This window comes from Burkholderia ubonensis subsp. mesacidophila (assembly GCF_002097715.1).
GTDB lineage: Bacteria > Pseudomonadota > Gammaproteobacteria > Burkholderiales > Burkholderiaceae > Burkholderia > Burkholderia mesacidophila.
Map to the genome: position 1 here is coordinate 575,607 of NZ_CP020739.1, position 15,004 is coordinate 590,610.

The following is a 15,004-nucleotide window of genomic DNA, read 5'->3' on the forward strand; positions in this document are numbered from 1 at the left end:
CGCCGTCAGCGCGCACGGCCGCGCACCCCGTCCGCCAGATGGGCCGCGAGGCCTGCGATCGTCGGATAGTCCCAGACGATCGTCGCGTCGACGTCGATCCCGAGCCAGTCCTCCAGCTCCGCGCTCAGGCCGACCGCCATCACGGACGTCAGCCCATAGGCTTCCATCACCCTGTCCGGCTCGATCGCCGCGGCTTCGCAGCCCGTCGCCGCCGCGATCCGTGCGATCAGCCACCGTTCGATCGCGTCCGCCGCGGGAACGGGCGGCATGGTGGTCGTGCTCATGGTTCCTCCCGGCGGTCGCGTCCCGCCTCGATCGATACCGGCGCGCGCCGCAGCGCATCGGGCAGCGCGAGCATGCGCGCGCGCAGCTCGCCATAGCGCGTTTTCCCGCTCGTCGTCTTGACGATCGCACCCGGCAGGCTCAGCCGCACGTGGTCGATCGGCAACTCGCACGCCTGCGCGGCGAGCACCCGCGCGCTGCGGGCGATCGAGTGGAGCTCGGCGTCGGCGGCCACGCTTGGCCGCAGGATCAGCCGGCGCTGCGCGGTCGCGAGTTCGAGGATCGCGACGGTGCGCTCGCGCTCGCCCGGCTCGGCCAGCGCGAACACGGCGGCGTCGCGGATCTCGGCGAGCCCGCCGCGCAGCGTGTCCTCGACGTCGTGCGGATACAGGTTGCGTCCGTTGACGATCATCATCTCCTTCAGCCGGCCGGTGACGAACAGGCCGCCGTCCAGCAGAAAACCGAGGTCGCCCGTGCGCAGCCACGGGCCCGCGTCCGGCCCGGGGCCGGCGATCGCGGCGCCGAAGGTCGCGGCGGTCGCGTCGGGTGCGTCGTGGTAGCCGTCGGCGACGTGCGGGCCGGCGATCCAGATTTCGCCGACGATGCCGTCGGGACACCGCTGCCGCGTGGCCGGATCGACGACGGCGAGCCGCGCGCCGACGGGCGGCGCGCCGCAGCACACGGCCGCCGCGCTCGCCTCGCCCGGCCCCGGCGGCTCGGCGCGGCCGGCCGCCAGCCCGGCGGACGAGATCTGCCGGACTTGCGCGCCCCGGCCGGACTCGGCGCCCGCCGCGAGCAGCGTCGCTTCGGCCATCCCGTAGCACGGATAGGACGCGCGCGCGCGAAAGCCGGCGGGACCGAAGCGGTCGGCGAACGCGGCGAGCGTCGCGGCGCGCACGGGCTCAGCGCCGCTGAACGCGACGCGCCAGCTCGACAGATCGAGCCCCGCCATGTGTTCCGGCGCGATCCGCTCGACACACAGCCGGTAGGCGAAGTCCGGCCCGCCCGCCGACACGCCGCGCCATTGCGCGATCGCCCGCAGCCAGCGCAGCGGCCGCTTCAGAAACGTCGTCGGCGCCATCGCGACGCAGTCCGCGCCGTTGTGGAGCGGCTGCAGCATGCCGCCGATCAGCCCCATGTCGTGGTAGTGCGGCATCCAGGTCACGTTCGTCGACGCGCCGTCCAGCGACATCGCCTGCGCAATCATGCGCTCGTTCGCGAGCAGGTTCCGGTGACGCACGACGACGCCCTTCGGCCGGTTCGTCGAGCCCGACGTGTATTGCAGAAACGCGATGTCGTGCGCATCGGGCCGCGGCGGCGCGCCACGGCCGGCGCCGTCGGCCTGCGTGTCGTCGGCGAACAGCACGTCGAGCCGCGCGAGCCATGCGGATTCCGCAAGCACCTGGCCGATCGGCTCGGCCTGCGCCCGATCGGCGAGCACCAGCCCGACGCCCGCGTTCTGCGCGATGGCCTCGAGCGTCGCGGCCGAACGCCCTGGGCGCGGCAACGGCGCCGGAATCGCGATCACGCGCGCGGCCAGGCAGCCCAGGAACGCCGCGAGAAAATCCGGCCCCGGCGGAAACAGCAGCAGCGCCATCCTCGGCGCATGGCGCTCGCGCGCGAAGCGCCGGTCGAGGCCGGCCGCGATCGCGTCGGCGCGGTGGACGAGGCCCGCGTAGTCGAGCTGCACGGCGGGCGCGCCCTCCTGCTCCGGCAGGTAGGTAAAGGCGTTGCGGCACGGCTGCCGGTCCGCATGCCCGCGCACGACGTCGACCATCGTTTCCGCGCGGGGCGCCCCGACATGGATGCGGGCGGACGTCGTCATGCGCGCACCGCTTCGGCGGGCTGGCGGATCAGCGCCGCCATCGCCTCCACGGCGTCGACGCGGCGCGCGTGGTCATGCCACAGATGCAGCAGGATGACCTCGTCCGCGTGAAAGCGCTCGGCGAGCGCGCTTACCTGCTCGCGGCATGCGTCGTGGGTGCCGGACAGCACGACGCGCACGTCGTCCTTCAGCCAGCCTTCGACCAGACGGCGCTGGGCCGCGGCGGCGGCGGCCGTGTCCGCGCTGATGCAGCTCACAGCCACCGCGACGCGGCCGTCGGGCCGCCGCTCGCGATACGCGGCCGGCACCGCGGGATCCTGCCGGCTGCCCTTGTGGAACAGCGAATACGCGTAATGCGCGCCGCGGGCGGCGGCCGTCGCCGCGCTTCCCGGGCCGGAGCCCATGACCCATACGGGCGGCGCGTCGACGAACGGCGGCGTCGCGCCGCACGCGAATCGGTGCCCGTCGGGAAAACGGCCGTGCAGATAGTCGAGCAGCGCGCCGAGGCGCGCGTCGAAGCTCGCCATCAACGCGCCGACATCCGGGTCCGCCCGTTCGGCGAGCGCGGCCAGCGCGACGGGATCGAGCGGCACCGCCGCGCACACACCGAGATCGACGCGGCCGGGCGTCAGCGCCGCGAGCGCGCGAAAGCTCTCCGCGAGCAGCAGCGGATTGCGCACGGGGAGCAGCACGGCCGCCGTGCCCACGCGCAGCGCGCGCGTGCGCTGCGCAAGAGCCGCGACCATCACTTCCGGCGCGGCCCAGCAGAAATGGGCTTCGTGATGCTCGGACAGCCAGAGCCGATGGTAGCCGAGCCGGTCGAGCCGGTCCGCGAGATCGAGGCTGTCGGCCAGCACGGCAGGGCCGACGCGGCCGGGGGCCACGATCCCGAAATCGAGGACCGACTGAGCCGGCCGGGAAGGAACGAAGGTCGGCATCGTCAATTCGGCGTCTCCCACGGTGCGGTTGTGGTTGCGGCATGAGGAAAGGGCATCCCGTCGTCGAATTCGTCCGTGTCGGCGACCTCCCGCGACGGGTCGGGGTCGATCGCGCTGTAGGTGTTCCAGAACAGCACCCGCCGTCGCTGCAGGCCCCCGCCCGCGAGCAGCGCGAGCGTCTTCGCCGTGTAGGTCGCCTCGGTGCGGAACGCGCCGAGTTGCGCGACGTCGGCGCGCGCGCGTTCCGCAACGACGCCGGCCCGTCCGTAGCCCGGCGCCGCATGCGCGTTCACCCACAGCAGCTCGCCCCAGCGCGCGGGCGCCGACAGGCCATGGCGGCGCAGCAGCCGCTCGGTCTGCCTCGCCATGCGCAGCAGCTTCGCCGGGCCGGTGACGATCATCGGCACCATCCGCACGGCGACGACCCGCACCGCGATGCCGCCGAGCGCGAAGCCGAGATAGACGCCCGCCGCCGTCGCGCAGGTGCCGGTGGGCACGACCACGTCGTCCGGGGCCGGCATGCTGCCCGCCCGGATCGCCTGCACGACTTCGAGCGCGCCCTCGACTGCGCTCATCACGCCGAGCGGATGATTCGCGCCGGGCGGAATCCAGAACGGGCGGCCCGCGCCGAGCCGCGTGAGCCGCGCGCGCAGCAGCGTCGCCGGCACCGCGGCGAAGCTGCCGCAGCGCATCACTTCCATCCCGAACGCCGGCAGCAGCCGGCGGTTCAGCTCGACTTCGGGCACGTCGGGCTGCGGCGTCATGACGCCGCGCGTGAGAAAGCCCGTCTGCCGGCCGAACACGGCGGTCGCGAGCATCTGATGGCTGCCGTACGGCCCCATCGTGACGACGCCGTCCGCGCCCTCCATGCGCGCCTTGCCGAGCAGGAACTCGAGCGCGCGGACCTTGCTGCCGCCGTACAGCGGATTCGTGAGATCGTCGCGCTTGATCCACAGGCCGGCCTGCCCCCAGCGGCGCGCGAGCGCCGGCTCCTCGGTCACGGGCGTCGGCTGCATCAGCAGATCCAGCGGTCTCACCAGCGCGTCGAGCTCGGGGACCAGTTCGGGCAGCAGGCGCACGCGGCTCATCGATGTCCTCCCGACGCGTCGGCGCCAAGGACGAGCCGCGTCAATTCGTTCACGAGCGCGTCGGCGGCAGGCCGCGCGCCCAGGATGCCGGCGATCCGCGGATCGGCCCCGCCGAGCCGCTGCACGCGCGCGGCGAGGTCCGGCAGCAGCCGGTTGAGCACCATGACCATCGCGAGCGACGGATTCCGGTATTCCGCCTCGACGTCCGGCGTGTCGCCGAGCAGGAACTGCCGGCAGGTCTTCGCGAGATCCGCGATCGCCGCAAGCAGCGTCTCCAGGAGTCGCCGGTCGTCGGCGACGTCGGCCGCGCGGCACACCGAGCCCAGATCCACGAGCCCGCCGTCGATCACCGCGTTCTTCATCTCGAGGCAATGGCCGACGCCGATGCTCTCGACGCTCCCGGGCAGGAAGCCGAGCACGAGCATCCTCGCGAGCAGCTCGAGCCAGCCGTCGATCGCGGCGGCCGGATCGGTCAGCGCGGACAGCCGCGCGATCCAGCCGGCCTCCGTCCGGGCGGCGATCAGCTGCGGCAAATGGGCGACGCGATGCGGGACGCCCGGGTAGTGGTAGACGACCGCGCCCAGGCCGTCGGCGGCGACGCGCTCGACCGTGCGCTGCGCGCGCGCCGTCAGCAGCGGCAGCAGGCGCGCGAGATGCGCGTGCGCCGCCGCGTCGGGCCAGCGGATCGCGACGAGCGGCAACGGCACGCGCGCGATGCCGCCGAAGCGCGCGAGGTGCGCGCATTGCACGGCGGCGGCGGCCTGCACGTCTTCCAGTGCCTCGTCGACCGACATCGCGAGCGGAATCTTCTGCTCGTTCAACGGAAAATGCTCGAGCGCGGAGAACAGCGAGCGGCCGCGCCCAGGGAACTCGACCCGGTGCGCGCTCAGCATCTGCAAATGCGCGGCGGCGTCGGCCGCGAGAATCTCGCTGCCCTTGATCGCCAGCACGCCGTCGGCGCGGCGCAGGTAGAACGCGCGCAAATGCCGGTACGGGCGCACGGCGGCGGCGTCGTCGAACGGCGCGATCCGGTCGGCCACGGGCACGCCGGCGCGCAGCCCGGCGAGCGCGTCGGCGAGCGCAGGACGCCCGGCGAGCAGCGCCGGCGCGGCGTCGGCGGCATTCCAGAGGATCGCCGCCGGCGCATGGCGCGTCACGATCGCGGTGACGTCACTCATGGGCCGCTCCCCTCGCGCGCCCCAGTTGGCGCAAGCGCTCGAGCCCCGCGCGGCGCAGGCTCTGGCGCCCCACTTCCGCGCGCTGCGCCTCCCCCGCGTTCAGCAGCCGCGCGAGATCGGCGGCGCCGACGGCGGGATCCTGCGCGACGAGATCGAGCACGGCCTGCAGGTCGGCGGCGATGCCCGTCGCCGTCGCGGCGTCGAACAGGTCGGTCGCGTATTCGAGCGTGCCCGCGAGCCCGTCGGGCCGCTCGGCCAACGTCGCGAGCAGGTCGTACTTCGCGGTGCCCGTGTCGATCTCGAGCGGCTCGACGCGCAAGTGGCGACTCGACAGCGCCACGAACGGCGTGTTCTGCAGAACGAACTTCACCTGGAACAGCGGCATTCGCCCGGGCTCGCGCGGCGGGTTCAACGTGCGCACCAGCGTGTCGAACGGCACGTCCTGGTGGAAGAAGCCGTCGAGCACGCGCCGGCGCACCGCGCGCAGCACGTCGCGGAAACTGTCGCAGCCGGCCAGGTCGATTCGCAGCACGAGCTGATTCACGAAGAAGCCGATCAGCCGCTCCGCCGCCGGATGCGTGCGTCCCGCGAGATCGGTGCCGACCGCTAGGTCGTCCTGCCCGCTGCGGTGCCGCAGCACCGCAAGGAAGGCGGCGAGCCCGACCATGAACAACGTGCAGCTCTCGCGGCGCGCCAGATCCGCGAGCGCCAGCGAAGCCGCGGCCGGCATCCTGAAGCGCACCACCGCGCCGGCGAAGCGCTGCCGCGGCGAGCGCGGTCGGTCGGTCGGCAGGTTCAGGTGCGGCAGTCCGGCGAGGGTCGCGCGCCAGTAGTCCAGCTGCCGTTCGAGTTCGCCGCCCGCGAGCCGCGCCGCCTGCCACGCGCTCAGGTCCGCGTACTGCGCCTCCAGCGGCGGCAGCGCCGGCTCGGCGCCTTCGACGAGCGCGTCGTATGCGCCGAGCAGCTCCTGCGCGAAGATGCCGACCGACCAGCCGTCGGCCGCCGCGTGATCCATCAGGATCAGCGCCAGCGCGCAGTCCGCGCGCGTCTGCGCGAGCAGCACCCGGAACGGCAGCTCGCGCGCCAGATCGAACGGCTGCAGCGTCGCGGCGCGCGCCAGTGCGACCGCGTCGGCTTCCGGGTCGACGGAGCCGGTCAGGTCGGCGACCCGGATCGGCAACGGCAGCCCGGCGCCGACGGGCGCCTGCGCGGGCCGTCCGTCGACTTCGACGATGTGGCTGCGCAGGATCTCGTGGCGCTCGACCACTGTCGCGACGGCCCGCTCGAGCGCCGCGCGGTCGACGCGCCCGTTCAGCCAGGCCGCGAGCACGATCGTATAGAAGGGGCTGTCGGGCTCCAGCCGATGGAGAAACCACAGCCGCTCCTGCGCGGGCGACAGCGGCAGCGGGCCGTCGCGCGACAGCAACGGCAGCGCCGCGTCGCCGTCTCGTGCATCGTGCCGGCCGTCCGTGCGCGGGTCGCGCCCGACGATCGCCGCGCTCAGCTCGCGCACGGTCGGATGCCTGTACAGCAGCGCGAGCGGCACGTCCCGGTGCAGCGCCACGCGCAGCCGCGCGATGACCGACGTCGCGCGCAACGAATGCCCGCCGAGCGCGAAGAAGTCCTGATCGACCGGCACCGTGGTCAGGCCGAGCACGTCGGCCCAGATGCCGGCCACCAGCGCCTCGAGCTGGTGCGCCGCCGCGCCGGCCTGCGCGCGCGCGGCGGGCGGCGCGGGCAGCGCGCGCCGGTCGACCTTGCCGTTCGCGCTGACGGGCAGCGCGTCCAGCACCATCAGGTGCGCAGGCACCATCGGCGGCGGCAGCAAGCCGCGCAGATGCGCGATCAGGTCCGCGGGCTGCGCGCGCGCACCCGGCCGCGGCACCGCGTACGCGACGAGCGCCCGATCCTCGGGGCCGTCCGCCGGCCCGCCGCCACCGTCCGCGCGCAGCACGGCCACCGCGTCCAGCACGTCCGGATGGCGGGCCAGCGCCGCCTCGATCTCGCCCAGTTCGACGCGGAAGCCGCGAATCTTCACCTGATGATCGTCGCGGCCCAGGAATTCCATGGTGCCGTCGTCCCAGAAGCGCGCGCGGTCGCCGGTGCGGTACATGCGCGCGCCCGGGCGGTCGCAGTGCGGATCCGCGATGAAGCGCTCGGCCGTCAGCGCCGGCTGTCCGGCGTAGCCGTCGCACAGGCATTCGCCGCCGATGTACAGATCGCCCGGCATGCCGGGGGGCACGGGGCGCAGCCGCCGGTCGAGGATGTAGTAGCGCGCGTTCTGGATCGGCCGGCCGTACGGAATGCTTCGCCAGCCCGGCTCGACGCGGCCCACGACGTGATAGTTCGACCAGATCGTCGCCTCCGTCGCGCCGCCGAGCGCGACGACGGTCGCGCCGCGAAAGCTGCGGCGCATGCTGTCCGGCAGCGACAGCGGGATCCAGTCGCCGCTGCAAAACACGAGCCGCAGGCGGCTGCCCCGGACGCGCTCCGGCAGCAGCGGATGGAGCTGCCAGAGCGCCGCCGGCGCGCTGTCCCAGAAGGTCACGGGCTCGTCAACGAGGATCCGGGCGAGCCGCTCCGGGTCCTGCACATCGTCGTCGTCGGCCATTCGGATCGATCCGCCCGCCGCGAGCATGCCGAAGATGTCGTAGACGGAAAGATCGAACGCGGGCGACGTGACGAACAGCATCCGGTCCGACGGGCCGACCGCGAACGTGCGATTGACCCAGTCGATCAGGTTGACGGCCGGCCGGTGCCGGACCATCACGCCCTTCGGCTTGCCCGTCGATCCCGACGTGAAGATCACGTAGGCGAGATCGTCGGCGGCGCCGCGATCCTCGCGCGGCCCGTCCGCACCCGCGGTGCGGACGACGTCCTCCGCGACGAGCACCGCCGCCCGGCGTCCGTCCAGGTGATCCGCGGTCTCCCCGCTGATCGACGAAGACGTCACGATATGGCCGATCGACAGCGTATCCAGCATGTCGCCCACCCTGGCCGGCGGTAGATTGCGGGGCAGCGGCACGTATGCGCGGCCGGAGCGCAGGACGCCGAGCAGCGCCGCGACGAGGTGCCGGTCGCGCAGCATGCGCACCGCGACGGGCGCGCCCGAGGGGGCGCCCGCCGCATCCAGCGCGTCGGCGACGGCCCGGCTGAGCCGGTCCAGCTCGCGGTAGGAGACCGTGCCCGCGCGGTCCGTTAGCGCGGGCGCATCCGGCGCTTGCGCCGCCCGGCGCGCGAACAGCCCATGCAGCGTGGCCGTCCGGTCGTATGGCACGTCGGTCGCGTTCCAGTCGTGCAGGATGTGCCGCTGCGCATCGGCCGTCAGCAGCGCGAGACCCGCGAGATCCGCCCGCTCGTCGGCGCGCGCGATGCCGTCGAGCACGACCCGCAGCTGATCCAGCATGCGCCGGCCCTCTTCAATCGCGATCCGCGTGCGATCGACGATGAGCCGCAACGCCAGCCCGTCGGACCGCGGCTCCGCGATCAGCGTCAGCGGATAGTTCGCCCGCTCCTCGACGCGCGCGTGCACGAGTCGCAGCGGCGCGTCGGCGGGCGCGGGCGCGACCGGATAGTTCTCGTAGACGACGAGGCTGTCGAACAGCGGCACGCCGGCGGGCAGGCCCGACGCGCGCTGGATCTCGGAGAGGGACGCGTGCTCGTGCGGCTGCGTGCGCGCGAGCCGCTCCTGCACGTCGCGCAACCAGCCGCCGAGGTCGCCCTGCGCCGGCACGGGCACGCGCAGCGGGACCGTGTTGATGCAGAGCCCGACGAGCCGATCCGCGTCGTCGACGGTCGCCGAACGCCCGGCCACCGTGATCCCGTAGACGACTTCCGGCACGTCGGCGCGGCGCGCGAGCAGCCACGCCCACGCGGCGAACACCGGCGTGGCGGGCGACACGCGATGCCGCCGCGCCGCGTTGTCGAGCGCGCGGCGCGCGTGTGCGTCCAGCCGCAGGTCGCACGGCGCGTAGTCGCCGCTCGTCGCGGCGTCGCGCCGGACGTCGCCGACCAGCGGCGTCGGCTGCTCGAACCCGGCGAGCGTCGCGCGCCAGAACGCGTCGTCGCGCGGCCGGTCCGCGCGAGCCAGGCGCTCGACGAACGCCGCATAGCGCGGCGCGGCGGGCAGCGCCGCCGTTCGCCGCTGCACGCGCGCCGTGTAGAGCGCCAGCAATTCGTCCATCAGGACGCCCGTCGACCATCCGTCGAGAATCAGATGATGGTGGCTCACGATCATCAGATGGCGCGCCGCCGCCCGGCGCACGAGCGTCACGCGCAGGAGCGGCGCCTTCGCGAGGTCGAAGCGCCGCTCGCGGTCCGCGCGCAGATGAGCGTCCAGGCGCGCGTCGCAGGCCGCGTCGTCCAGCGCGGACCAGTCGAGCCATTCGAGCGGAACCTGCGCGCCGCGCAGCACGACCTGCCGCGGCGCGTCATGGCGCTCCCAGAGGAACGCGGTGCGCAGGCTCTGGTGCCGCTCGCCCAGGCCCGCCCACGCGGCGGCGAACGCGTCCGCGTCGAGCGTCCCGTCGAACCCGGCGACGAGCTGCTGGAAAAACACGGCCGACGCCGGGTCGAGCAGGCTGTGAAACAGCATGCCGTGCTGCATCGGCGTGAGCGGCAGCACGGCTTCGATCGCGGGCGCGGCGGATCGCGCGTCGGCCGCGGACGGCAAGAGGTGCGGCGAAGAAGCGCTCGTCGTCATCGTTCGGTTCGCCTCCATCAATGTCCCAGCAAGGTGAAGAAAACCTGCTCGCCGATCGCCTCGATGCGATCGGCCGCCTGCAGCGCGTGACGGATCTCCGCGCCGACGAGCGCCGCGGCCGGCTCGCCGACGATCGACAGGTGATGCGCGGGGATGTCGCGACAGCTGACGGCCGCGACGCGCGCCCAGCCCAGATCGGGCGAATCGCTGCGCTGCCGTGCGGCGGCGTCACGGACGGCCTCGGGCAGCGGCTGCGTCGCGCGCAGCAGCAGCACGCGGCGCGGATAGGGGCCGGGGCGATAGCGGCGCACGGCGGCGGTGTTGCGGCGGAACACGTCGAACAGCCGCCGGATCCGCTCGGGCGGCGCGTCGGGCGGCAGCGAGCCGGCCGCGACGGCCAGCTCGCGCAGCCGCTCCAGCGCGGCCGCCGTATCGAGGCTCGCCAGATCCGGCGTGTCGGCCCCCGCGGTGAACGCGAGCAGCCGGGCGATCGACTGGATCAGCGCGGCGTCGGTGCGCGGGCCGGTGTCGGCGTCCGTCGCCGCAATGCTGTCGATCAGCGCGAGCAGGCCGACCTCCTCCCGCTGCGCGAGCAGTTGCCGCGCCATCTCGAACGCGACGACGCCGCCCGACGACCAGCCCGCCAGGTAGTAAGGGCCGTCTCCCGCGAGCGGGCGGATGTGCGCGATATGGAGCGCGGCCAGTTCCTCGACGCTGTCGTAGTCCGCGACGCCTTCGAGGCCCGGGTCCTGCAGCGCGTAGACCGGCCGCGCCGGGCCAAGCCGCCGCGCGAGGTCGCGGTAGCAGAGCACGTTGCCGCCCGTCGGATGCACGAGAAACACCGGCCGCTCGCCTTCGATCCCGCGATTGACGCGCACGACCACCGGGTCCGACGGCGCGCGCTGCCGCACGAGCGCCGCCTGGGCCGCCACGGTCGGCGCCTCGAACAGCGACGCGAGCGGCAGGTCGCAGCCGAACTCGCGCTTGATTTCCGCCATCAGCCGCACGGCCAGCAGCGAATGGCCGCCGAGATCGAAGAACGTGCGATCGACGCCGATCGGCTGAACGTCGAGCACCCCTTCCCACACGCGTTCGAGCCTGAGCTCGACCGGATCGCGCGGCGCGCCTCCTTCGGGCGACGCGTCGGCGCATCCGGCCAGCGCCGCGCGGTCGATCTTGCCGCTGGCGTTCAGCGGCAGCGCATCGAGCCGCCGGCACTGGCCGGGAATCATGTAGTCCGGCAGCTGCGTGGCGAGCCAGTCGCGCAATTGCGCCGGCGCCACGTTGCGGCCCGCGCGGCAGTCGTACGCGCAGACCAGCCGGGCGATGCCGTTCGCATCCAGGTCGATGCGCGCCGCCGCATTTGCGACGTCCGGATGCCGCGCGATCGTCACTTCCACTTCGCCGAGCTCGACCCGGTAGCCGCGCAGTTTCACCTGGTCGTCCGCACGGCCGAAAAACTCGAGTCGTCCGTCCGGACGCCACGCGCCCTGGTCGCCGCTCCGGTAGACGCGCGGCGCGAGCGGATCGACAGGATCGGCGACGAAGCGCTCGGCGCTCAGCTCGGGGCGGTGCAGATAGCCGCGCGCGGGCGCGGCGCCGCCGATAAGAATCTCGCCGCGCATGCCGACGGGCACCGGACGTCCGCGCGGATCGACGACGTACAGCCGGACGTTGTCGATCGGGCGTCCGACCGGCACGGGGTCGTCGGCCGGATCGACCCGTTCCGCGCAGATCTGGATCGTCGTCTCGGTCGGGCCGTACAGGTTGACGAGCGCCGCGCGATGCACGGCGGCGAAGCGCCGCGCCAGCTCCGGCGTCAACGCTTCGCCGCCGCAGAACACGCGACGCAGGCCACCGCAGGCGGCGAAGCCCGGCTGGTCGACGAGCACGCGCAACAGGCTCGGAACCAGCTGCAGCACGGTGATGCGCGCCCGCGCGAGCGTTTCGACGAGCGCGGGCACGTCGCGCTCGAGGCCGGGCGGCGCCATCACGAGCCGCGCGCCTCGCATCAGCGGCAGGAAGAATTCCCAGACCGACGCGTCGAATCCGGCCGCGGTCTTTTGCAGCACCGCATCGTCCGCATCCAGCGGGAACGCGCGCGTCATCCACGCCATGTGGTTCGCGAGCGATCCGTGCGTCACCACCACGCCTTTCGGCCGCCCGGTCGACCCGGACGTGTACAGGATGTACGCGGCCTGCTTCGGGCCGGGGATCGGCAGTGCGCCGGCGGCGGCATCCGCATCGGCTCCGTCGGGCGCGTCCGGATCGATGCACTCGAGCGCGAGATCCTTCGGCAGACCATCCGCCGCGTCCGGCCGCGTCAGCACGATCCGCGCGCGGCTGTCTTCGAGCATGTAGCGCCGGCGCTCGGCGGGCAACTCGGGCGGCATCGGCAGGTACGCGCCGCCGGCGCGCAACACGGCGAGCATCGCTGTCACGAGCGCGAGGCCGCGCGGCAGATGGAGCACGACGGGCGTCTCCGCCGCGACGCCTGCCGCCGCCAGGCGCGCCGCCAGCGCGCGGACCGAGCGCTCGAGCGCCGCGGCCGTGACGCGCACGCGGCCGTCCTGCACGGCGAGCCGATCCGGCAGCGCGGCGGCCGTGGCCGCCACGGCCAGATGCACCGGCGTCCAGCGGCCGTGCTCCACCCGCGCGCCCTGGAAATCCGCCGTGACGAGGCGCCGCTCCGCCGCGCCCAGCAGATCCGGCTCGTCGTATCGCGCGTCCGGGTTCGCGAGCACCGCGCCGAGCAGCGTCGCGAACTGTTCCGCCAGCCGCGTCATTGCGCCGTCGTCGCGCACCGCGTCGGCATGGTGGTCGAGATCCGCGCGCAATGCGCCGTCCCGCGCGACGAGCACCGTCAGCTTGAGCAGCGCGGGCTCGCCCGCCGTCGTCACGTCGACGACGCGCAGCGGCGCGTCGTCCGGCATCCCGGCCGTCAGCACCTCGATCTGGAACGGTGCGAAATGAGCGTCGTCCGGCGGGGCGAGATGATGGCGCAGGTCGGCCGCCTTCAGCCGGGCGTCGGCGGCAGCCTTCGCGAGCGTCGCGAACGTGCCGTCGTGCGCGGACAACGCCGCGGACAGCGCGAGCGGCACCGGCGCCGCGAGCGGGCCGAGCGCCGTGGCGAGCTCGTCGAACGGACGCCCGTCGGCGACGATCGCGACCGGCTGCGCGTCGCCGCCCGACAGGCGGCGCAGCAATACCGCCCAGACGGCGGTCAACAGGTCGGCCGGCATCACGCCGACGCGCGCGCAGATCGTCCTGACGCGCGCCCCCGTGTCCGCCGGAAGCGGGCAGGCGTGCCGCGCGTGGCGATACGGGGCCGCGCCGCCGCCGCGCAGCGCCGGCAGCGCCGGCCATGGCCCGTCGACGGACTGCAGCGTCCCCGCCGGCCAGCGCCACGCGCCATCTTCCGCGAGCAGATCGTGCTGCCATTGCGCGAGATCGAAGAACTGCAGCGGCGCGTCGCCGTCCGCGTCGACGCCGTCCAGCAACGCGGCGAGCAAGGCGCCGAGGCGCAGCATCGTCGGGCCGTCGGCGCATAGCGCCGGCAGCGACAGCGTCAGGCCTTGCGCGTCCATCGACGCCTGCAGCGGCGACGCGCCGGCATCCGGCGCGGCGCCGGCGTCCAGGCGCAGGCGCGCGTCGCCCGACGCGGTCTGCAGCGGCAAGCGCATCTCGGGCAAGCGCGGGAAGCACGCACGCAGGATCTCGTGGCGGCCGATCAGCGCGTTCAGCGCCGCGTCGACCGCCTCGCGCCGCGGCGGCGCGGCGGTCCACACGAAACGGGCGGTCACCCGCTGCGCCGCCGGCGCCCGCCCGGCGTCCACCAGCATGCAGTGGCGCTGCTGCGCGGGCGACAGCCGGAAGCCGTTCAGCGCGGTCTCGCTCGTCGTGCTCATGCGAGGCGCTCCTTCAGCGCCGCCATCGCGGCCGCGTCCAGCTCCACCGCGTCGCCCATCGCGGCCAGCACCCGGCGCTCGCCGGTGAACGGCGCGCGGCCGTGCGCGACCAGCATGTTGTCCGCGATCAGAAAATCGCCCTGCTGCCACGGGAACGCGACCGTCTCGCGCGCATACGCGTCGCGCAGGTGGGCGGCAACGTCGTCGGGGATCGTCGCGCCGTCGCCGTAACAGGTGTTGTACGGCAGGCTGTCGATCCCGAAATCGGCCTCGAAGCGGCTGCGCACCGGCTCGTGCAGGCTCGAGCTGTGCCAGAACGCGACGTGGTTGAACCACAGTGCGTCGCCCGTGAGCGGATGCGCGTGGATCGCCGGCCGGACCTGCCGCGTGCGCAGCCAGCCATTCGGCAGCCACTGCCACGACACGTCCATCGCGCGCAGGTAGCGCTCGAGCGCGTCGACCGTCCCGACCGCGTACGCGTGCTCCCAGCTCGGCCCCATCCCGGAGCCGAAACAGCGCGCGAGCTGCCAGCCGCGGCGGCGGAATTCGTCGCGCACCGCGGGGTCGATGCGGGCGAGCACGCGCCGCACGTCGGCGAGCGGCGTCTCGCCGCCCGTCGCCGACGGCGTCATGCAGCCGAAGAAGATCCGCCCGGGCCAGGTCTTCACGTACGACAGCTCGTTGTGCAGCGCGATCGCGTATTCCTGCGGAAAGTAGGTCGACGTGTAGATGCCCTGCCCGAGATGCTCGCGCGGCGTCGCCTTTTCGATGTAGCTCATCAGGCTCACGCCGGTCGCCGCGACCGTGCGCCGGAACGCCGCTTCGTCGGCGATGCCGAAGCCGCGGAACAGGATCGCGCCGTGCCGCGGCAGCCAGCCCGCGAGCGTGTCGCCGTGTCGCTCGAGCCACGCGGCGGCATCCACGCCCGCCAGCGCCGGCTCGACCAGCAGCGGCAGCGCGCCGTCCGCGAACAGCGGGCGGGTCAGGACCATGCTGTCCGCCGTCACGTTGATCGTCTGGCGCCGGGCCAGCTTCAGGGGCGTCGATGGAGAGGAAGGTGACATGTCGGTCGTTCTCGTGGGC

Annotated in this window: 7 protein-coding genes and 1 pseudogene; all 8 read right to left on the reverse strand. The window is 73.8% G+C overall.

Going from position 1 to position 15,004, the window contains the following annotated elements; genetic code table 11:
* Positions 1-5 precede the first annotated feature (5 nt).
* A complete protein-coding gene (locus B7P44_RS34770) occupies positions 6-284 on the reverse strand; it encodes an acyl carrier protein (RefSeq protein ID WP_084910591.1) in 279 nt (92 codons plus the stop codon).
* Positions 281-2,107, reverse strand: coding sequence for a fatty acyl-AMP ligase (locus B7P44_RS34775; protein ID WP_084910593.1), 1,827 nt, complete (start codon positions 2,105-2,107; stop codon positions 281-283). The genes B7P44_RS34770 and B7P44_RS34775 overlap by 4 nt, the downstream gene beginning before the upstream one ends.
* The gene (locus B7P44_RS34780) at positions 2,104-3,051 is read right to left on the reverse strand and encodes an MsnO8 family LLM class oxidoreductase (RefSeq protein ID WP_084910724.1); all 948 of its coding nucleotides are present in this window, start codon (positions 3,049-3,051) and stop codon (positions 2,104-2,106) included. Before B7P44_RS34780 ends, B7P44_RS34775 begins: the two co-directional genes overlap by 4 nt.
* Entirely contained in the window at positions 3,048-4,133 is a 1,086-nt protein-coding gene (locus tag B7P44_RS34785; protein WP_084910595.1) for a 1-aminocyclopropane-1-carboxylate deaminase/D-cysteine desulfhydrase, read from the reverse strand. Before B7P44_RS34785 ends, B7P44_RS34780 begins: the two co-directional genes overlap by 4 nt.
* A pseudogene (locus B7P44_RS34790) lies at positions 4,130-5,305 on the reverse strand (hypothetical protein); the annotation flags it as partial. The pseudogene B7P44_RS34790 and the gene B7P44_RS34785, both read right to left, overlap by 4 nt.
* Positions 5,304-10,013, reverse strand: a complete 4,710-nt coding sequence (locus B7P44_RS34795; RefSeq protein WP_084910726.1) for a non-ribosomal peptide synthetase — start codon at positions 10,011-10,013, stop codon at positions 5,304-5,306. The pseudogene B7P44_RS34790 and the gene B7P44_RS34795, both read right to left, overlap by 2 nt.
* 17 nt (positions 10,014-10,030) lie before the next feature.
* A complete protein-coding gene (locus B7P44_RS34800) occupies positions 10,031-13,921 on the reverse strand; it encodes a non-ribosomal peptide synthetase (RefSeq protein ID WP_084910597.1) in 3,891 nt (1,296 codons plus the stop codon).
* On the reverse strand, positions 13,918-14,913 hold the full coding sequence (locus B7P44_RS34805; RefSeq protein ID WP_084910599.1) for a TauD/TfdA family dioxygenase: 996 nt from the start codon (positions 14,911-14,913) through the stop codon (positions 13,918-13,920). Before B7P44_RS34805 ends, B7P44_RS34800 begins: the two co-directional genes overlap by 4 nt.
* Positions 14,914-15,004 lie beyond the last annotated feature (91 nt).

Bases quoted from the DNA above. Each gene is read 5' to 3' on its own strand.
- B7P44_RS34785 (WP_084910595.1), bottom strand. From the start codon at position 4,133: ATGAGCCGCGTGCGCCTGCTGCCCGAACTGGTCCCCGAGCTCGACGCG.
- B7P44_RS34805 (WP_084910599.1), bottom strand. From the start codon at position 14,913: ATGGTCCTGACCCGCCCGCTGTTCGCGGACGGCGCGCTGCCGCTGCTG.
- B7P44_RS34800 (WP_084910597.1), bottom strand. From the start codon at position 13,921: ATGAGCACGACGAGCGAGACCGCGCTGAACGGCTTCCGGCTGTCGCCC.
- B7P44_RS34775 (WP_084910593.1), bottom strand. From the start codon at position 2,107: ATGACGACGTCCGCCCGCATCCATGTCGGGGCGCCCCGCGCGGAAACG.
- B7P44_RS34795 (WP_084910726.1), bottom strand. From the start codon at position 10,013: ATGACGACGAGCGCTTCTTCGCCGCACCTCTTGCCGTCCGCGGCCGAC.
- B7P44_RS34770 (WP_084910591.1), bottom strand. From the start codon at position 284: ATGAGCACGACCACCATGCCGCCCGTTCCCGCGGCGGACGCGATCGAA.